This window comes from Acidimicrobiia bacterium, from assembly GCA_040881685.1.
Lineage (GTDB): Bacteria > Actinomycetota > Acidimicrobiia > IMCC26256 > PALSA-555 > SHVJ01.
The window spans coordinates 21066-41325 of sequence record JBBECS010000009.1 but is presented as its reverse complement, the minus strand read 5'-3'; the positions used below and the strand labels follow the sequence as shown (position 1 = coordinate 41325).

The window sequence follows — 20260 nt, the reverse complement described above, 5'->3', positions numbered from 1 at the left end:
AGTGGTGGTGAGTCGGTCGTACGCCGGATTCTGTTCGGACACTTGCGTATCCGTGACGGCCATCCCTCTGGGCCGGCAGTTGCCTGACGGCTCTAGCGGTCTACCCGGGAGTGTCTGCGTGCGGGCCGCACTCTCCCTGTCTGACCTTGCTCCCGATGGGGTTTGCCGAGCCACCCGGGTCACCCCGGATGCTGGTGCGCTCTTACCGCACCGTTTCACCCTTGCCTGTGCGGATCACTCCGGAGACTGACCCGCCATCGGCGGTCTGTTCTCTGCGGCACTTTCCTGCGGGTCACCCCGACTGGGTGTTACCCAGCACCGTGCCCTGTGGAGTCCGGACGTTCCTCGGACCGCTTCACCTCCATGGAGGATCGCGGTACGCGGCCGCCTGGCCGACTCACCACCGCCACCAGTGTCCCATGTCCAGCGGCCGGGCGACACCGACAATGCGTCAGCGGTGCTGCGGGAAGCCGAGGTCGATCTGCGATGACGCGGGGTCGGGCCACCGGGCCGTCACGACCTTGCCGCGGGTATAGAAGTGGATGCCCTCAGGGCCGTAGATGTGGGTGTCGCCGAAGAGCGAGCTCTTCCAGCCGCCGAAGCTGTAGTAGCTGACCGGCACCGGGATCGGCACGTTCACGCCCACCATGCCGACCTGCACCTCGGACTGGAACCGACGGGCGGCACCGCCGTCGCGAGTGAAGATCGCCACGCCGTTGCCGTACGGGTTGTCGTTGACCATCCCGATCGCTTCGTCGTAGCTGTCGACCCGCACGACCGACAGCACCGGGCCGAAGATCTCGTCGTCGTACAGCTTCATGCCTGGCCGCACGTGATCGACGACTGAGCAGCCGATGAAGAACCCGTCGCCGCTCGGTCCGCTCGATCGCCCGTCGACCACCACGGTCGCGCCTTCGCCGGCAGCGCCCTCGACGTACGCGGCGGCGCGGTCCCGCAGCTCGCGCGTGACGAGCGGGCCCATCTCGGCCGACGGATCGTCACCGGCGCCGACCTTCACCTGCGAGATGCGCGCGGCGATCGCCGCGACGAGGTCGTCGGCGACCGCGCCGACAGCGACCACCACCGAGATCGCCATGCACCGCTGGCCCGCTGACCCGAACCCAGCCGAGATCGCCGCGTCGGCCGCCATGTCGATGTCGGCGTCGGGGAGCACCACCATGTGGTTCTTCGCGCCCCCGAGCGCCTGGACGCGTTTGTTGTGACGCGTGCCGGTCTCGTACACGTGGCGGGCGACGGGCGTGGAGCCCACGAAGGACACCGCGGCGATGTCGGGGTGCTCGAGGATGCGGTTCACGGCCACCGCGTCACCCATCACGACGTTGAGCACCCCGTCGGGCACACCCGCGCGCTTCACGAGATCGGCGATCACCAGGGACGCCGAAGGGTCCTTCTCCGACGGCTTGAGCACGAACGTGTTCCCACAGGCGATGGCGTTGGCCAGCATCCACAGCGGGACCATCGCCGGGAAGTTGAACGGTGTGATCCCGGCGACGACGCCGAGCGGCTGGCGGATCGAGTACACGTCGACGCCGGTGGCGGCTTGCTCGGAGAACCCGCCCTTCAGCAGCACCGGGATGCCGCAGGCAAACTCGACGTTCTCGATCCCGCGGGCGACCTCCCCCAGGGCGTCGGAGAGCACCTTCCCGTGCTCCGCGCTGACGGCCGACGCCAGCTCCTTCCGGTTGCCGTCGAGCAGCTCCCGGAGCCGGAACAACAACTCGGCGCGGGCCGACAGGGGCGTTGCTCCCCAGCCGGCAGACGCGGCCCTCGCCACGGCGACCGCTCGATCCACCTCTTCTGCCGAAGCGAGCGCGACTGCCGCGGTCTGCTCGCCGGTCGCCGGATTGAACACCGGTGCGGTGCGCTCCGACCCCTCGACCAGGCCCCCGTCGATCCAATGGCCGATGTGCCGCACCGCGCTCGCCATGCCGCGCAGTCTACGGACGAGTGGTGACGCGCGTTCCGGCCTCGTGACCTTTGAGATCCACCTCGAACCACACCGTCTTGCCGTCGTTCGGGATCGGATCGACACCCCAGCGGGCAGCCAGCTGATCGACGATCCGCAGACCATAGCCACCGACATCGGGCGTCTGCGTGAGCACCGGCATGGTCTTGCCGGTATCGGTGACCTCGACCCGGACCGTCCGGGCGTCGACCGCCACTCGCAGCATGATCTCGGTCGCGGCATGCCGAACTGCGTTGGTGACGAGCTCGCTGGTGAGCAACTCCGTGAGGCGAACCTCGTCGTCGGCGTCCCACACGGCCAGCATGCGGCGGACGATCGAGCGAGCTCGAGCCGGGCTGACGTCCACCGCGGCCAGCTCCTGGCTCACCTGCTGGGTCATCACCTGCTGCACCCTTCGGGCACCGATCGCATACGCGTCGTTATGCCCCATTCTCGCTTCCCGTGAACAGGCGATCGGGGCACCTAGGCGCCGGGGACGAGCACCTCTCCGGCGGCCCGTTCCCCTGATTGGGCCGCGCCGTCCATGTAGCCGTTCCACACCGACGCGGTCTCGGTTCCGGCCCAGTGCAATCGGCCCACGGGGGTGCGCAACGCGAGCCCGAACTGGGTCCACACCCCGGTCGGGAAGTGAGCCCCGTAGCAACCGCGTGTCCACTCTTCGGCCGACCAGTCGAGATCCACGTAGTCGATCGGCGTCGCGGCTCGCGGTCCGAAGAACTCCGCCAGCGAAGCAAGGACCGCCGCCCGACGTTCGTCAGCCGGCAGGCGGCCCAACGTTCGGGCGTGCGCGGCCTCGAGGAAGGCCAACAGCACTCCGGGGGCACCCGACGGGGGCGAGTTGTCGAACACGATCTTCACGGGGCCGCGATCGCCAGTGGCCTGGCCGGTGAGGCCGTCTGCCCGCCAGAACGGCTCGTCGTAGACCGCGTGACACTTGATGACCGACCCCATCGGCAGGCGTTGCGTGAGCTGATCGCGCCCCGGCGGCAGGGCGGGCTCGTACCAGATGCGGGCAGCAAGCGCGGGCGGCACGGCGACAATGGCATGTCGTGCGGCGACCTCGACGCTGTCGGCGTGCACCGTGACGTGGTCGACTGCGTGGTCGATCCGCCGCACCGGCTGGCCGAGCCTGACTCGTTCACCGAGCGCGGCGGCAAGCCCCAACGGGACCAGCTGCGAACCGCCGACGACGCGGTCCTGCTGCGCGCCACCGCGGGTGCCGGAGATCACGTCCACTCCCCCGCCCGAGCCGGTGTAGAAGAGCGCGTGCAGCAGCGAGAAGTCGGTGGGCTCGGCCGCGAAGACCCCCTGGCGTAGAGCGAGAACAGCTCGCGCGCGCCGCGGGTGGCCGTGTTGCGGCCGATCCACGAGTCGAACGTCTGGCCATCCCAGGCAGCGGCCCGCGCCGCGTTCCATGGGGTCTCGAGCGGTACACGCTTGGCCATGCGGTCGAACCGGGTCTGCGCCTGGGCCATGTCGGCCAGCACGACGGGGCTGATGCGGGGGATGGTCCCCTGGTAGCGAGACGATCGCCCGCCGAAGCGCAGGACGTGCTCGCCCTCGTCGTAGGTGGGGAACGTGGCGAGACCGAGGTCACGAACGAGACGCTCCATGCGCAGTTGCGTGGGCCCGAGCCACTGACCGCCCAGCTCCACGACCGTGCCGTCGGCAAGAGAGTGGTTCCACACCCGGCCGCCCACCCGGTCGCGCGCCTCGGGGACGATCACCTCGCGGCCGGCGGCCACGAGGTCGCGTGCCGCGATCAACCCGGCGATTCCTGCCCCCACCACACACACATCGGCGTCGACACGCTCAGCCATGGCGTGACCCTAGGTTTGGTCGCGCTCGCTCGTGGTCGGGGTACCCGACCCCGACCCTTCGGGCCCGCTCGCCTGCTCACCAGAGGGCGAACCCTCTACGCTGCGGCCGTGCCTGAAGCTGCCCTCGCGGTCGCCGAGCATGCGCTGCTGGACGAGCGCCGACGCCTCACGCGCGCCGAAGCCGGTGCGGTCGCGGCGATTCCTCTCGACCGGATGCCCGACGTGGTCGCACTGGCACACCGCGTCCGTCTCGAGTGGTGCGGTCCGGAGGTGGAGCTCGAGAGCCTCATCAATGCCAAGTCGGGCGCGTGTCCCGAGGACTGCGCGTTCTGCTCCCAGTCCGCTCGGTTCGCCACCGACGTGGACGTCTATCCGTTCCTCGATCTCGACGAGGTTCTCGGTGCGGCCCGAGCCACGCGCGCCGCGGGGGCCACGCAGTTCTGCATCGTGGTCGCAGTGCGCGGTCCTGAGGAGCGGCTGCTGCGCAAGGTGATCGACGCGGTGAATGCGGTGCACGACGAGACCGGACTCGAAGTGGCGTGCTCGCTGGGGCTGCTCAACAAAGAGCAGGCCGACCGGCTCGCCGCTGCCGGCGTCCGCCGCTACAACCACAACCTCGAGACGTGTCGCGAGGTGTTCCCGCGCATCTGCACGACGCATTCATATGACGACCGCGTCGAGACGGCCCGCCTGGCGATCGATGCGGGCATGGAGCTGTGCTGCGGCGGCATCCTCGGGATGGGCGAGACGCTCGAGCAACGGGTGGACTTCGCGTTCGAGCTCCGCGAGCTCGCCCCGTGCGAGGTTCCGATCAACCTGCTCGACCCGCGCCCAGGCACGCCGCTCGCCGACGAGTCGCTGCTGTCACCGCGCGAAGCGCTCCAGGCGATCGCACTGTTCCGACTGATCCTCCCCGACGCGTGGCTGCGCCTCGCCGGTGGCCGTGAGCGCGTGCTCGGCGAGCTCCAAGCGATGGGCCTGCTCGCGGGTGCCAACGCGCTGATCGTCGGCAACTACCTCACCACGACCGGCCGCGACGCCGAAGCCGACCTCGCGCTGCTCGACGCGCTCGGCATGCCGGTGGCCGATGGTCCCGGTGAAGGTCGGTTCATCGTGGACGCCAACGGCGCCCACGCCCGCCCAGCCCGCACCACCATCCCCGTCGCCGCTGAGTAGCGGGGGTTTGGAGGTGTTCAGCTCAGTCGGGCGGGTGTCGCTCTGGCTGGACGTCGGCAAGCTCGGGCCGCAGCGTGTGGGGCTCCCATCTTGTGGCCCACTTCTCCTCGAAGCGCTGCTGGTTGGCGTCCCAGAGCGCTTCGAGATCACCTGACGGGAGCAGCTGGAACGCAGCTTGTCCGACATGGTGGACGAACGCATCTTCGGCGCAGATCACCCGGTAGCCGGCGAGCCGCGTTCGGTGTGAGTAATCGTCGTCCTCGAACCACCCGACACCGAAGCGCTCGTCGAGGGGGCCGACGCCCTCGAACACATCACGGCGCAGGGCCACGCAATACATCGCCGCGACGCGGATGTCGAAGGATCGGCCGTCATGCGCACGTCGACGCTGCACCGCGAACTCCTCCATCTCATCGAGATCCGTGTACGACACCGGGATCCTCGATTCGTTGCCCGAGGAGTTGGTACTCGCTACGACAAGACCAACGTCTGTGTCCTCGAGATGTCGCAAGAGAGGTGCTTGCCAACCACTCGGCACCACGGTGTCGTTGTTGAGGATCACGATTACATCGCCGCGAGCGAGCGCGAGTCCTTGGTTCACCCCGGCCGCGAAGCCCACGTTGTCGTCATTGATCACGACACGAACCCGGTCGTCGTTGACTGCGCATTGCCGGAGGTACTCGGGAGTCGCGTCGCCCGATGCGTTGTCGACAACGATCAGCTCGAAGCTCGGATGGGTCGTGTTCACGAGCACGCTCTCGATGCACTGTCGATTGAGCTCGAAGTTGCCGTACGTGACCACGACGATGCTGAGCATTCCCAGTACCTCTGCGATCGCGCTCTCGATGACCTCGTAGCGCGCCTGCCAGTCGTTGGCCCGAGCGACGTCGATGCGACCGTCGCGCTTGGCAACATCGTCTTCGGTCACGGCAGCGTCTATAAAAGAGAGGAACTGGTCGCGATTCCGGGCCAGCGAGACGTGCTCTGCATAGGCCTCGAGCTCGGGCATCCAGGTCGACACGACCGGCTTCCCGCCACTGAGGTACTCGTAGAACTTCACCGGGTCGGTGGCTGCGGTGATGTCGTTAACGAGGAACGGGATGATACACACGTCGAAGCGAGCGAGGTGGGCGGGGATCTCCTCGTACGGGCGCTGACCCAACAGGCGCACGTTCGGGAGCTTCTTGACCGCGCGCACGTCGATCTCAGGCGCGCCGACGAGCACGAACGTGTACGCCGGTCGCTCACGCGCGGCCCAGGCCACCAGTCCGAGGTCAAGCCACTCGGAGATGGCACCGAAGTATCCGATTACGGGCCCATCGACGTCATCCAGCTCGGACGGCCCGGGGTCACTGGCGAAGCGGTCGAAGTCGGTCGCGTTCCGGGCGAGCACCACCGGTGGTCCGGCGGCAGCCCATTTCTCGAGCAGCCGCTTGCCACTCACGACCACGATGTCGGCGGAGGCCGCGAGGCTCGTCTCTTCGTCGATCACCGATTCGGAGATGCCCGGGAACCCGCTCCACTCGTCCATGCAGTCGTACACGACGTTCCAGCCGAATCGCTGGCGCACGAGGGCCGCGACCGGCCGCCACGTCGGGATCTGCACAAGTGCCACCGCGAGCGAGATGTCGTGCTCGGAACGGAGCGCGGCGAGCGAGTCGGCCACCGCGCTCGCGATCGTCGGATCGATCGGCTGCTCGTACACGCGCGGGTGCATGCGGGTGGTGACGGTGACGCCCCACACTTTCTCGCGCAGCTCAGCCAGCTCGTACGCGCGCTCCCCCGGCGGGAGGAAACCCGACATCCGCACGTAGAAGACGCGGTGGCCATTGTCGGCGAACTTCGAGGCGATCTGCTGGGGCCGCTGCCAGCGCGAGTCCCAGTCGATGATCGAGAGGCAGACCACATCATGCTTGGCAGCCCGATGTGTCCGCAGCGGTGAAGCCGATTGAAGTGGCGTGGGCGGTCGTGCGGGCTCGGTGAGCCGACGCCGTATGGCCCGGAACGCGCGTACACGGGCCCGCAGCAGCCGGTACCGGTCCACGGCCCGCCACGCGCGTGATCCCTTGATCTCCGTGAGCTCGGTCTCGATCGCCGCGAGGCCTCGAGCTTCGAGCTCGGCCTCCTTGCGTGCGGCCTCGACGCGGAGCGCCGCGATGTCATCCTCGCGGCGGCGGATGACCCCATCGCGGTCACGGATTGCCCGCCCGCGGCGCGCCAGCTCATGCTCGAGCTCCTGGTGGCGGAGCCACAGCTGGCGGTGCACGCTCGGACTCAGCCGCCCGACCAATGCGAGCGTCTCGGGAGACCGCGGCGTCGTCGCGTTGGACTCGGGTGCCAATGCGAGGTGCTTCGGCTCGCCGATGTGCACGGTGTCGGCTCTCGCTCCGAGCGCCTCGACGGCTGACCTCGACGCGTCGTCGACGACGCTCACGACTGTTGCCAGCTCGAAGACGGCCCGCGCGAGTCCACGGCTTGGCTCCGCAGACACGTCACCGATCGATGCGCCGAGAACCCAGAGCGGGCGGTCCACGATCGCGGCAACGCATGCGAGCCCGGCCGCAAACGCCACGCCCGACGCATCCTCACCGACTAGGTCGCCGTCGCCAGAGTTGTCGATCGACTCGTTCGTGAAGCACATCGGGCCGATGATCACCGCATCGGCTGCGAAGGCAGCGGCGATCAGTGAGCCTTTGTCGGTCGCGGCAATCACGCGCGCTGGGGTGTCGGCGAGCGCGTCAGCTGGATTGAACGACGCCACGACTTTCTCGACATCGGGCAGCAAGTCGTCGACGCGTCGTACGAAGTCGAGTGTTCGGCTGCGCCGATCGACATCGTCGGAGCGGGCGTCGAGTGCGGGTGCGACGAGCACCAGCCGGCGAGAAGTCGTGGGAGAACTCATCGTCTATGGGCGTGTCTGCCCGGCGCGAGACTACAGGCCGAGGTTGTCACCATGTGGTGACGGAGCACCAGGTGAGAGGGGTCAACAGTCGTGCGGGTTCGAGCGCTGTGTGTGCTGGGCACGCGACCCGAAGCGATCAAGCTCGGACCCGTCGTGCGGGCGCTCCAACAACGTCACGAGGAGAGCGACGACATCGAAGTGCGCGTCTGCGCTACCGCGCAGCACCGCGAACTGTTGGACGAAGGGCTCCGACCATTCGGCATCGTGCCCGATCATGATCTCGACGTCATGCGCCCAGACCAGCACCCGGCGAGCGTCGCCGCAGCTGTGCTCGAACGCCTCCCTGCCGTGCTCATGGCCGATGAGCCCACTTGGGTCGTGGTGCAGGGCGACACGGTGAGCGCAGCGGCGGCGGCGCTCGCCGCGTTCTACTGCGGGGTGAGGGTTGCCCACGTCGAAGCCGGGCTGCGCACCACCCACAAGTGGCGACCGTATCCCGAGGAGCTCAGCCGACGCGTCATCACGACGGTCGCCGATCTGCACTTCGCGCCCACGGAACGAGCACGCGGCGCATTGCTCCATGAGAACGTGAACGACGCCGACATCGTCGTGACAGGGAATCCGGTTGTCGACGCGGTGCGTTTCGTGCTCGAGCACCACCAACGACCTGAGCGGAGCACCGCCGCCGGTCACCGACAGGTGCTGGTGACGATGCACCGGCGCGAGAGCTTCGGCGATCCCTTGCAGCGAATGTGCGAAGCGGTGCGCACGATCGCTGAATCGGGAGGCGACGACGTCGCCGTACTGCTGCCCGTCCACCCGAACCCAATCGTTGGCGACACGGTTCGTCGTGTGCTCGCCGCCGTTCCGAACGTGACGCTCGTTGACCCACTCGACTATGTATCGATGGTGCACGCTTTGGCTGCGAGCGATCTCGTGCTCACCGACTCGGGCGGTGTCCAGGAAGAGGCGTGCGCGCTCGGCATCCCCACGTTGGTGCTGCGGGAGGAGACCGAGCGTCTCGAAGGCGTGGAGTCCGGAAGTCTCGAGCTGGTCGGCACCGACACCGCGTTGATCGTCGAGCGCGCGATCGCGAAGCTCGCCGCCGCGCCAACCACGGGTCAGCTCGCGGCGGAGACGCCGTTCGGCGACGGCAATGCCTCGACGCGAATCGTCGACGCGCTCATCAGTCGCGCGCAAATCTGGTCTCGTTGAAGGAGAGGATGCTCGGACCGGGGCCGATGCGCGTGATAGAGGCCAGGTCGAGCCGCATTCGCCATGCGATCTCCGGGCCGACGCCGAGTGCCCATGCCACCGCGGCTTTGATGGGTGACACGTGACTCACCGCGACGACCAGGCCGTCGCCCGCGCGTTCCAGCAGCGCTTCGGCGCACGTTCCCGCGCGCGCCAGCACCGAGGTCAGGCTCTCACCACCCGGCGGCGCGAACGACGGGTCGGCGCGCCACCTGCGCATCTCGTCTGCGGGCACATCGTCGAAGCCCCGCTCGTCCCACTCGCCGTAGTCGATCTCGATGAGTCGCTCGTCATGCTCGATCTCGAGGCCGAAGGGTTCGGCGATGGCCGTGGCGGTCTCGACGGCGCGACGAAGCGGGCTCGTGAGCACCGCAATCGGCGGCGACCCAGCAGCGAAGCCAGTCCCGAGCGCGGACGCCTGGGCGCGACCAGTCTCGGTGAGCGGAGGGTCAGCCCGCCCGAGAAGACGACCGGCGCGATTCGTGGCCGTCTCGCCGTGGCGTACGAACGCGATCACGGCTCGCGGCTCTCGCGCAGCCGGCCGCTGCGCGCGAACTCCGCACGCGGGCCGGGCCGAAACAAGTCGAACTGACCGACGACCCACCACAGCGCAAACAGCCCGATCAGCTCCTCGAGCACCACCGCCCACCACGCCGGGAGCAACGACTCGGCACCAAAGTTGGTGCCGAAGCCGGGCCACCAGAACACGTCGTCGGCGGTGAACGCGCCCGAGAGGACCAACCCGCAGAAGATGCCGATCGGCACACACAGGAGGCGGCGGCGCACCAGGCGCGAGCGACCGATCGTGCCAACCATCACGATGGCCAACAGCGCAACAGGGAAGACGAGCGTGTGTCCGAACGCCAGATGCCCGACCGGCAGGTCGACGACCAATGGCAGCAACGCGCCGAGCGCGACGAGGCGGTAGTCGATCCCGCTGCTGCGAAAGATGTTGGCGACGAGCAGCACCGAGACGCCCACGTACCAGAGGAGCATTTCGCTCTCCCCGATCAGTCCGCGGCGTCGAGCGCGGCGTTCACGAGCAGGTCGGCGTCGGTGTTCTCCTCTCGCGGCACGTGCGCGAGGTCGACCTCGTCGTACTCGGCCAGCAGGGCCAGCGCTTGCGCGTGAAGCGGGCGAAGGTGCGCTGTCTTCACCTTCCACTTGCCCTCGAGCTGGCGGATCACGAGCAACGAATCGGCCCGTACGCGAACGGCGCGTGCGGGGAACGCCTGAGCCGCCTCGAGCCCGGCGATGATTGCGCGGTACTCGGCCACGTTGCTGGTCGCCACACCGATGCGTTCGCTCACGGACGCGAGGCGCGTCGGCGGGTCCGTATCCCCGTCGAGCACGACCGCGCCGATCGCGGCTGGCCCCGGATTTCCGCGCGCCCCGCCGTCACTGTAGATCTGGATCGCGTCGCGACGGGTCACGGGATCAGGATCGAGCCGCAGTTGTCGCAATAGGTGACCGTTCCGGCTGGCGCTTTGCGGATCCGCTCGACTTCGGTCGCGGGGATCGTGAGGTGGCAGGCCTGGCACGTGTTGCCGACGAGCCGGGCCGCACCAACGCCGTTGGCCTTTGCCCGGCGCTGCTCGTAGTCAGCGAGCAGGTCGTTGTCGACGCCGGCGGCCAGCGCATCGCGTGCGCCGCGCTCCCCCGTCGCCTCGCCGTCGATCTCGGCCTCGGCCGCTGAAAGTGCGTCCAGCGCGGCAATCACCGCACCCTCGGTGCGCTCGATCTCTTGCTCGAGGCGTGCGACTTCGCCGTCGAGCGGCTCGCGACGCTCCATTGTCGCGAGCTGAAGGTCTTCGGTCTCCTGCTGACGGCGACGAAGCCCCTGCACGTCGGACTGGAGCGCCTGGAGGTCGCGAGGGGACGAGATCTCGCCTGAATAGAGGCGTCGTTCGTGGTCTTCGGCTTGTGTGGCGAAGGACTGGGCTTCTTGGTCGAGGCGACGCTCCTCCGCGAGCACTTCGTCGCGCGCCGCACGAGCGCGGTCGAGCTGGGCCTGGAGCGCAGCGACCTCGGCCTCGGCCGCGGCCAGCGCGGCGCGTTCGGGCAGCGTGTCGCGCCGGTGACGGAGTCGATCGAGCGCGAGGTCGCGCTCCTGGAGATCGAGCAGGGGTTCGAGCGACGTCACCGTGCCGACGCTATGCGCGCCGACGGCGACGGGTCACGGATCGCAGTCCGGATCGCTGGGATCGGAGTCCGGTGGAACACACTTCGGTGCAGTGGTCGACGTCGTCGGCGGGAGCGTCGGCAACGTGTTGATGATGACGGTGGGTGGGATCTGCGTCGGGATCGTGCTCTGGCCGGGGAAGAGTCCGTTGAACGTGGCCACGCGGCCGTTCTCGGTGATGAACGCGGCCGAGCGCGCGCAGAACGGGCCGGGCGGGGGGAACTGGAGCACCGGCTCACCGGTCAGCGCGGCATCCATGTACCGCTTGAAGATCCGCGCCGGGATGCCACCTCCGAAACCGGCACCAGGGATGCGGGCGAGCGGGCTGCCGTGCCAGATGAACGTGGCGAGTTGCGGCGTGAAGCCGAGGAAGTTGGCGTCGGCCAAATTGTCGGTGGTGCCGGTCTTGCCGGCCGTGGGGCGGTCGTTCAGGCGGGCCGCGGTACCGGTGCCACCGCTGACCACGCCGCGCATGAGGTCGGTCTCGCACGCCGCGGCGTTGGCCGAGATGGCACGGGAGGACACGAGGTTCTTGGCGTCGAACACCACTTCGCCGTCGGGCGCCACGATCTTGCTCACGAACGTGGGCGTGCGGTGGATGCCGCCGCTGGCGATCGTCGCCGTGACCGTGGCCATCTCGAGTGCGGTCGTCTCGATCGTGCCCAACGTGAGCGTGAGGATCGGCTTGAGCGTGTTTTGCGTGATCCCCATCTTCTGCGCGGTGTCCATCACCCTCTGGAAGCCGGCCGCCAGCTCCATCCGGGCGAACGCGCAGTTCACGGAACTCGCGGTCGCAGCGCGCATCGTCATCGGGCCACCGCCACCGCCCTCAGCGTTGATCGTGCGGCCGTACTGCTTGAACTCGCACGGCGAAGCCCCGTTGACGATGTCGGCGGGTGAGAAACCAGACTCGAGCCCGGCAGCGAGCGTGATGACCTTCCACGTCGACCCCGACTGACGACCCGGGTAGCTGGTCGCGATGTTGTACTCGCTGTTCTCGAAGCCCGGGCCGGCCACCATCGCCTTCACGTAGCCGTTGCGCGGGTCGATCGACACCAGGGAGGCAGTGAAGCCGTCGGCCCCGGTCGGGAGGATCGAGTCGACCGCGTTCTGCGCGTCGGCCTGGAGCTTCGGGTCCAACGTCGCGTAGATCTTCAGCCCACCCGTGAGCACCTTCTGCCTGCGTTCCTTTGGCGTGGAGCCGAGCACTTCGAAAATCGGGTCGGTGAAGAGTCGGTCTTGCACCTCCTCACCCCACGAGGTGCGCGGTCGCAGCTCGGGCGGCGGCTTGAGGGCTGGGTTCGGCAGCGGCTCGAGGTTCGCAGCGTCGGCCTGCGCCTGGGTGATGTACTCCTCCTCGACCATGTTCTCGAGCGCCAGCTCGCGCCGCAGCTTCGCCCGCTCGGGGTACAAGAACGGGTTGTTGCCCTCGGGGTTCGAGATGAGCCCGGCGAGCAACGCGGCCTGGCCGATGCTGACGTTCGCCAGATCGGTGGACGACACGGGGCCGAAGGGCGACGCGTTGAGGAAGAAGCGCTCGACGGCCGACTTCACGCCGTACGAGCCTTGCCCGAAGTAGACGGTGTTGAGGTACTGCTCGAGGATCTCGCGCTTCGAGAACTTCTCGTTGAGCTGGAGGGCGAGGATGATCTCGCGGATCTTGCGGTTGATATCTCGCTTGTTGGACAGGATCCGGTTCTTCACGAGCTGCTGGCTGATCGTGGAGCCACCTTGCACGATTCCGCCCTCGGTGAGGTTCTTGATGAAGGCGCGCAGGGTGCCGTTGAGGTCGACGCCGTTGTTCCGCCAGAACGTCTTGTCCTCCCCCGCGACCACCGCGTTCTGCAGGACCTCGGGGACCGCGTCGAGGTCGACCGGCTCACGGTTCTCGAGACCGAGCACGGCGAGCACCCGGTTGTCGGCGTCGTAGATCGTGGAGCGCTGGGCAAGGTCGGACAGCTCCCCGATCTTCGTGGACTCGTAGAAGCTGGCGCCCCCGAGCAGATCGGCCCCCGGGATCAGCGCCGCGAGGCACGCACCGACGGACACACCACCGATGACGACGGTGATGAAGAAGGCGCGAAGGGCTTGGGGCAGGCGACGCATGAGGCCCTCCATGGTGGCATACAAGAGAGGGGTTCCCGAGTCGGGGCCCATCGTCCGGAAGCGCGGCGCCGCAGCGGAGCGGGGGCGCTCGCCAGCGAGCGAACGCCCGCGGCCGGGGTATCCCCGGCCGCAGAAAGCGAGCGAAGAAGGCTGTCACACCTCGTCGGTAGCCTCCGGTGCGTGTCGGGCTCCGGTGGCCTCCTGCTCGTACCTCATGGTTTGGCCGCGCGCGAGGCGTTGGCCGTCGTTGTTGCCGAGCTCCAGAGCGATGATCCGCTCGCCCCGGTCACGGTCGCCGTCCCGTCCACCTATGCCGCGCTGTCGCTACGACGCGGCCTGGGGGCGCAGCGCGGGTTCGTGAACGTGCGCTTCCTCGCCCTGGCCCGGGTTGCCGAGCTCCTGGGCGCGCCCTTCCTCGCGGAGCCGAATCGGCGACCGCTCACCCCGGCGCTTGCCCTCGGCGCGATCCGCACCGCGCTGGCCGAGGACCCCGGCGACTTCGGCCCAGTGGCTCGCCACCCAGCGACCGTGCGCAGCCTCGCGTCGACGTTCGCCGAGCTCCGCGAGCTGGACGACGACGCGCTCTCCCGGCTCGCCACCGGCGGCGGTAGAGCCCCCACCGTTGTGCGCCTCTACCGGCGAGTGCGCGATCTCACCCGTGACTACTACGACGACGAAGACCAGCTCGCGGCAGCAACCGCCGTGGTCGCATCCGATGGGCGGGGGCTCACCGACATCGGCACGCTCGTGCTGCATCTCCCGCAGGCGCTCAGCCCCGCGGGCGTGGCGTTCGTAGCCGCATTCGGCGAGCGCGGCCGTGCACGCGCCGTGCTCGGCTTCACCGGCGATCCTGTCGTCGACGCCGGCACGCATGCGCTCGCAGCACGCCTTACGCCCGCGCTCGGACCGCCGCAACCGCCGCCGAGCGGGCCGCCGATGCACCCACCGTTCGGGTCCGTCGTGGTGTCGTGCCCCGATGCGGATGAAGAAGTCCGGACCGTGGTGCGAGACGTCCTCGCGCGCGTCGAGGCCGGTACGCCACTGCACCGCATGGCCGTCACGTACCGGCTGTCCGAGCCCTACGCCCGGCTGCTCCACGAGCACTTCGACGCCGCGGGCATCCCCGCGCACGGTCCATCACCGCGGCGTCTGCGCGACACCGCGGCCGGGCGCGCGCTGCTTGGTCTCCTCATGCTCGAAGGCACGGGATTTCGTCGCGACGCCGTGATGGAGGTGCTCACGAGCGCTCCGCTCATCGAGCGCGCGGGCGGGAAGCGGGTTCCCGGCCCCCGCTGGGACCGGCTGTCGTGCGCGGCCAACATCGTGGGCGGGCTCGACGAATGGCGGCTGCGGCTCGAGCGTCACGCGGCCGATCGACGCGCCCTGCTGGAGCGCCGCGCGCAAGCCGACGGCGCGCTCTTCGCCATCGATGCACCCGACCGGGTGCTCGACGATTGCGAGCGGCTGACGGCGTTCGTCACCGACCTCGCGGCTCAGCTCACGCCGCCTGGTGGTGCCGACTGGCGCGCGCTCTCCGACTGGGCCGTGCAGCTGCTCGAGCGTTACGTGGGTCGCACGTTGCCCGCAGCCGCGCCCGATGCGGAGCAGGTTGCGCTTGATCGCGTGCGCGCCGTCGTCGAGGGTCTCGCCGGACTCGACGCGCTCGATGCTCCGGCATCCGCGGCCGCGTTGCGTGCGGCCCTCGAAGAGGAGCTGGACGTGAGCGTCGGACACACCGGTACGTTCGGCGACGGCGTGCTGATCGCGCCGGTCGGAGCGGTGCTGGGCACCGATTACGCCGCGCTCTTCGTCGTGGGCATGAGCGAGGGCACATTCCCACCTCCAGCGCGCGACGACCCGGTGCTCCCGGATGCGGAGCGCGATCGCGTCGACAGCGCGTTGGCGCGCCGCCCAGAGCGACGGTTGCAGGAACGCGCGGCGTTCCTCGCCGCGCTGGCGAGCGGCGCCTGGCGTGCCCTCTCGTACGCCCGCGCCGACACCCGGGCGCAACGAGCCGTGCGCCCAGCCGCATGGCTCCTCGAGACCGCCGCGGCCCACGCAGACCGCCTCGTCGCCGCGCACGAGCTCGAGCCAGCCACGGAAGCGGCGAGTGAAGCCATCGGAGCCGGATGGCTGCGCATCGTCGCGTCGTTCGACGACGCGGTGCGCGCCACGGCGACCCCCGCCTCGCTCCAGGAGCACGACGTCCAGTCGCTCCTGCGCACCAACGGGTCGCGCCTGCGTCACCCGCTGGTCCGCGCCGAGCCCCGGCTCGGGGCCGGTCTCCGCTGCGTGCGGGCGCGCACGAGTCGCCATCTCGACACTTGGGATGGGGTCGTCGACACGCGCTTCGTCAAGGTGCCCGGTGAAGATGCCGTGCTTTCGCCGACCGCGCTCGAGACCTGGGCTCGTTGCCCGTTCCGGTATCTCCTCGGTCGCGTGCTCCGAGTGGAGGCGCTCGAGCGACCCGAGGCACGCGACCGGATCTCGCCGCGCCACCGCGGCACGCTCATCCACGAGGTGCTCGAGGTGTTCCTCACGGCACATCCTCGTGAGTCACCGGAACAGCCGTGGTCGCCCTCGGAGCGGGCCGAGCTGCGCGCGATGGCCGAGGCCGTGTGTGACAGCTTCGAGCGCTTGGGGCTGACCGGTCGGCCGGTCTTGTGGACCCTCGACCGTTCACGGATCCTGCGGGAGCTCGACCGTGTGCTCGACACCGACGAGTCGGTTCGGGCCAGTCGTGGTCTCGTGCCACACGCGATGGAGCTGGGTTTCGGCAACCCGGACGACGAGCTGCCCCCCGTGCGCTTCGAGCTGTCAACCGGCGTGTCGGTCGCGTTCCGGGGTCGCATCGACCGCGTCGACCGCGACCGAGACGGTCACCTCGAAGTGTTCGACTACAAGACCGGGAACGCCAATATCACCTCCGACGATCTGCTCGCGGATCCTGTCGACGGAGGAACGCGCCTCCAGCTCGCGCTCTACGCGCTCGCAGTACGTGAGGGCGAGCCCGATCGACCCGTGCGAGCGTCCTACTGGTTCACGCGCAGCGCCGGAGACGCAGCGGTTCAGGGCTTCGAGCTCGACGCCGATGCGGAGGAGCGGGTGCGCTTCGTCCTCGACCTCGTCGCCGAGGAGATCACGGAAGGGCATTTCCCCGCCTACCCCGGTGTCGACAACTACATGTTCGGTCCCGACAGCTGCCGGTATTGCGACTACGACCGGTTGTGCCCGCGAGATCGGGTCCGGCGCTTCGAGCGCCGCCGCGAAGATCCGGCACTCGACGGCATCCTCTCGCTTCGCGAGCCGTCCGATGACGACGAAGTCGCGGAGGACCCCTCGTGAGCGCTGCCGACCTCGACGCGCGCCATGACATCGCCTCAAGTCTTGGCGAGAACCTGTTCGTGGAAGCCGGCGCCGGCACGGGCAAGACGCACGAGCTCGTCGGACGCGTGGTCGGCCTCGTAGCTCGGGGCACCGACATCCGGCGCCTCGCCGTCATCACGTTCACCGAGGCCGCCGCGGCCGAGCTCCGTGAGCGGGTCCGCGAGCAGCTCGCCCGAGAGGCGATCGCGAGCGCCGATGCCGAGCGACGCACGCGCTGCGAGGCCGCATTGGCCGCGATCGACGACGCAGCGATCGGCACGCTGCACGGGTTTGCGCAGCGCACGCTCGCCGAGTTCCCGGTGGAGGCGGGTCTACCGCCGGGGTTCGAGGTGCTCGACGAGATCGAGTCCGACGTCGCCTTCACCGAACGTTGGGCTCGCTTCCTCGACCGACTGTTCGCCGACGACGCCACCGCGACCGCGATCGCGACTGTCACCGTCCTCGAGATCGGGCTGCGGCCGTTCGAGGGCATCGCGCGGACGCTCGGCTCGAGCTGGGACTTGGCTCGCGAGTGGGCGCCGGCGCCAGAGCCGGTGCCGACGTTCGACCCGGCGCCCGTGCTCGAGCGCATGCGCGCCGCAACCGCTTTGGCGTCGAAGTGTGGCATCGAGGGCGACACCCTGCTCACGTTCCTCCGCGAAGTCGAAGCCCGCGCCCACCAGGTCGAGGCTGCGCTCGACGAGCTCGAAGCCCTCGAGCTGCTCATGCCCAAGAAGCTGACGAGCGGCAACCGCGGCAAGAAGGACAGCTGGCACGGCGCCAAGGACGAAGTGGTCGCGTGTCTCAACGAGGCAGAGCACGCGCGCATCGCCGCGATCGACCGCGTGCGCGGCCCGGCCGTGCGAACGTTGCTCGGCGCGGTGGCACAGCACGTACGTGACTCGGTCGAGGAGCGGCGGCGCGACGGCCGCATCGACTTCCACGACCTGCTGGTGATGTCGGTCGAGCTGCTGCGCTCGTCACCCGTAGCGCGCGCTCGGCTGCACGAGCGGTACGAGCACCTGCTCCTCGACGAGTTCCAAGACACCGACCCGCTCCAGATCGAGCTCGCGGTCCTCATCGCGTCCCCCGACGCGGATTCCGGATCGAAACCGTGGTCGGACTGCAGCGTCGTCCCCGGTCGGATCTTCGTCGTTGGCGACCCGAAACAGTCGATCTACCGGTTCCGCCGCGCCGACATCGAGCTGTACCGCTTGGTCGGCGAGGTCCTCGGCGACCGCGAGGGCACACGGCGCGCGCTCACCACCAGCTTTCGCGCCCGTCCGGGGATCGTCGCGTTCGTCAACGAGGTGTTCGAGCCGTTGATGAGCGACGACACACCCTTGCAAGCGCTCTACCACCCCCTCATCCCCGACCGCGATCCGTGCGCTGCGACACCCGAGCCGGTGCGGACGTTCGGCACCGCCGCACCCAAGGGCACCGATCTGGACCAGCTGCGCCGCACCGAAGCGCGCGAGCTCGCCGCGATCGTGCGTCGGGTGCGAGACGAGCGCTGGCAGGTGCGGGACCGAGCCGTCGACGGCGGCACTCGCGACGCCCATTTCGCCGACATCGCGATCTTGCTCCCCACGCGGGCAACGCTCTCCTACCTCGAAGAGGCACTCGACGAGGCCGACGTGCCCACACGCATCGAGAGCCAGTCGCTCGTCTTCGCCACCGCCGAGGTCGAAGAGCTGCTCCATGTGCTCCAGGCCGCCGACGACCCGGTCGATGAGGTGGCGATCGTCGCCGCACTCCGGTCACCGGGCTTCGCGTGCACCGACACCGAGCTCGTCGAGTTCGCGCGCGCCGGCGGTTCCTGGGACTACCGGGTTTCTCCCCCACCAGCGCTCCCGCCCGATCATGCGGTCGTCGACGGTCTGGGTGCGCTCCTCGCCCTGCACGAACGACGGTGGTGGGACGGCGTGAGCGAGCTCGTCGAACGCGTGATCCGTGAACGGCGGCTGCTTGAGCTCGCGGTCGAGCGTCGACGGCCGCGCGATCACTGGCGCCGATTGCGCTTCGTGGCCGACGCGGCACGGGCGTACGCCGACCGGGGCGGCACAAGCCTGCGCGGCTTCGTGCAGTGGGCACAGCGGCAGGCCGACGAGGAGGCACGCGCCGTCGAGGTGATCGTGCCTGAGCCCGACGACGACGCGGTCCGCGTGCTCACCGTTCACGGTGCCAAGGGCTTGGAGTTCCCCGTCGTTCTGCTCACTGGGCTGGGCCTCATCGAGCAAGCCCGGCCTGGCGTCGTGCTCTTCGGAGACGACGGCCCCGAGATGCAGGTCGGGCGCCAGGCGGTTGCGTATGTGAGCCCAGGGTTCGAGGCACTCAAGCAGCGCGAGGTCGAGGCATGGCGCGCCGAGCAGATCCGTCTCCTCTACGTCGCGCTGACCCGCGCCGAGGACCACCTCGTGATCAGCATGCACCGACGCGAAGGTGACACATGCCTCGGCAACCATCTCGCCGTCGCCGCCAGCTCGCGTCCGGAGCTCACGGGGAGCGCGGCGGGTCGCGTCACGCGCGACTCGGCGCAGGACGACGAGCACGACGTTGTCCGCACCGACCGAGCCTCGTGGATCGCAGCCCGCCACGAGCAGATCGCGACGAACCGCCGCGCGCCAGTGGTCGCCGCGACCACGCTGGCTCGCGTGGCCGCCGACGCGCGGGAGCCCGGGCTCGAGAAGGGTGAGACCGACGCGACGGAGACACCACCGTGGCGCCGTGGGCGCGCCGGCACCGCGCTCGGGCGCGCCGTGCACGCCGTGCTCCAGACCGTCGACCTCGCGACGGGCGACGGGCTGGACGCCACCGCCCGCGCCCAAGCACTGGCGGAGGCCATCCCGGGGCGGGAAAGCGAGATCCGCGCGCTCGTCGAGAGCGTCCTCGCTTCGTCCACCGTGCGAACAGCGACCGTCGCTGGTGCGCGCTGCTGGCGGGAGGTGCCGGTCGCGGCGCCGGTTGCCGGAACGCTCGTCGAGGGCTTCATCGACCTCCTCATCGAGGACGCCGACGGCTTCACGGTGGTCGACTACAAGACCGACCGGGCGCCGTCGGAAGAGGCGCTTGACACCGCCCTTGCGCGCTACTCCCCGCAAGGGGCGGCGTATGCGCTGGCGCTCGAGGCGGTGCTGGGGCGACCGGTCAATCGGTGCGTGTTCGTGTTCGCCCGGTCGGGGGGCGCTGTGGAACGGGAGGTGCCCGACTTGCGATCGGCCGTAGCGGCCGTCCGGGCCCAGGTCCTGGGGCCTCAACCCGAGGCCGCAATTTGACGATGAACCCACGTGCACTACACCAGAGCCCTCTCGGACCTCCGAGTCTGGATGTGTCACCTGTGCTCGATCGCGGGTGGCGTCGGCGACGAGGCTGACGACGGAGCGGCGTACGCCGTGCCGGTGGGTTCCGTGCCGCCGCTCGAGCCCATCCGGGCCGTCGGCAAGCCGTACCGCCTCGGGTAGTCGCCA

General features: G+C 69.3%; 12 protein-coding genes, 1 other RNA gene and 2 pseudogenes. 5 read left to right on the top strand and 10 right to left on the bottom strand.

Going from position 1 to position 20260, the window contains the following annotated elements; translation table 11 throughout:
- Nucleotides 1-4: 4 nt before the first annotated feature.
- From rnpB to WEE69_02470, 4 genes and pseudogenes are all read right to left on the bottom strand, one after another.
- Nucleotides 5-400: RNase P RNA component class A (rnpB, locus tag WEE69_02485), an RNA gene on the bottom strand.
- Nucleotides 401-451: 51 nt separating this feature from the next.
- On the bottom strand, nt 452-1948 hold the full coding sequence (locus WEE69_02480; GenBank protein MEX1144155.1) for a CoA-acylating methylmalonate-semialdehyde dehydrogenase: 1497 nt from the start codon (nt 1946-1948) through the stop codon (nt 452-454).
- Between the two features lie 10 nt (nt 1949-1958).
- Nucleotides 1959-2417, bottom strand: coding sequence for an ATP-binding protein (locus tag WEE69_02475; protein MEX1144154.1), 459 nt, complete (start codon nt 2415-2417; stop codon nt 1959-1961).
- A 32-nt stretch (nt 2418-2449) separates the two neighbouring features.
- A pseudogene (locus WEE69_02470) lies at nt 2450-3807 on the bottom strand (flavin monoamine oxidase family protein).
- A 108-nt stretch (nt 3808-3915) separates the two neighbouring features.
- On the opposite strand from WEE69_02470, the pseudogene bioB reads away from it, so the two are divergent.
- Nucleotides 3916-4890, top strand: a pseudogene (bioB, locus tag WEE69_02465) (biotin synthase BioB).
- Nucleotides 4891-5005: 115 nt separating this feature from the next.
- Here the strand turns inward: bioB and WEE69_02460 are convergent.
- A complete protein-coding gene (locus WEE69_02460; protein MEX1144153.1) occupies nt 5006-7855 on the bottom strand; it encodes a glycosyltransferase in 2850 nt (949 codons plus the stop codon).
- 120 nt (nt 7856-7975) lie between these two features.
- Here WEE69_02460 and wecB point away from each other — a divergent pair, with 120 nt between their 5' ends.
- The gene (gene wecB / locus WEE69_02455; protein ID MEX1144152.1) at nt 7976-9100 is read left to right on the top strand and encodes a UDP-N-acetylglucosamine 2-epimerase (non-hydrolyzing); all 1125 of its coding nucleotides are present in this window, start codon (nt 7976-7978) and stop codon (nt 9098-9100) included.
- On the opposite strand, the gene WEE69_02450 is transcribed toward wecB, so the two are convergent.
- Genes WEE69_02450 through WEE69_02430 form a run of 5 tightly spaced genes read right to left on the bottom strand, consistent with a single transcriptional unit; the run spans nt 9072 to nt 13439 of the window.
- Nucleotides 9072-9656: a histidine phosphatase family protein gene (locus tag WEE69_02450; protein MEX1144151.1), complete on the bottom strand. Its 585-nt coding sequence runs from the start codon at nt 9654-9656 to the stop codon at nt 9072-9074. The two genes, wecB and WEE69_02450, sit on opposite strands and share 29 nt — an antisense overlap.
- Nucleotides 9653-10135 (bottom strand): hypothetical protein, encoded by a 483-nt coding sequence (locus WEE69_02445; protein MEX1144150.1) that lies wholly within the window; start codon nt 10133-10135, stop codon nt 9653-9655. Before WEE69_02445 ends, WEE69_02450 begins: the two co-directional genes overlap by 4 nt.
- A 14-nt stretch (nt 10136-10149) precedes the next feature.
- The gene (locus WEE69_02440) at nt 10150-10572 is read right to left on the bottom strand and encodes a ribonuclease HI family protein (GenBank protein MEX1144149.1); all 423 of its coding nucleotides are present in this window, start codon (nt 10570-10572) and stop codon (nt 10150-10152) included.
- Nucleotides 10569-11282 carry a C4-type zinc ribbon domain-containing protein gene (locus WEE69_02435; GenBank protein MEX1144148.1) on the bottom strand — a complete coding sequence of 238 codons (714 nt, stop codon included), beginning with the start codon at nt 11280-11282 and terminating at the stop codon, nt 10569-10571. Before WEE69_02435 ends, WEE69_02440 begins: the two co-directional genes overlap by 4 nt.
- A 33-nt stretch (nt 11283-11315) precedes the next feature.
- Nucleotides 11316-13439, bottom strand: a complete 2124-nt coding sequence (locus WEE69_02430) for a transglycosylase domain-containing protein (GenBank protein MEX1144147.1) — start codon at nt 13437-13439, stop codon at nt 11316-11318.
- A 168-nt stretch (nt 13440-13607) separates the two neighbouring features.
- On the opposite strand from WEE69_02430, the gene WEE69_02425 reads away from it, so the two are divergent.
- Genes WEE69_02425 through WEE69_02415 form a run of 3 tightly spaced genes read left to right on the top strand, consistent with a single transcriptional unit; the run spans nt 13608 to nt 20254 of the window.
- Nucleotides 13608-16772: a PD-(D/E)XK nuclease family protein gene (locus WEE69_02425; GenBank protein ID MEX1144146.1), complete on the top strand. Its 3165-nt coding sequence runs from the start codon at nt 13608-13610 to the stop codon at nt 16770-16772.
- Nucleotides 16769-20068: a UvrD-helicase domain-containing protein gene (locus WEE69_02420; protein ID MEX1144145.1), complete on the top strand. Its 3300-nt coding sequence runs from the start codon at nt 16769-16771 to the stop codon at nt 20066-20068. The genes WEE69_02425 and WEE69_02420 overlap by 4 nt, the downstream gene beginning before the upstream one ends.
- A 12-nt stretch (nt 20069-20080) precedes the next feature.
- On the top strand, nt 20081-20254 hold the full coding sequence (locus WEE69_02415; GenBank protein ID MEX1144144.1) for a hypothetical protein: 174 nt from the start codon (nt 20081-20083) through the stop codon (nt 20252-20254).
- The last annotated feature ends 6 nt before the right edge of the window (nt 20255-20260 follow it).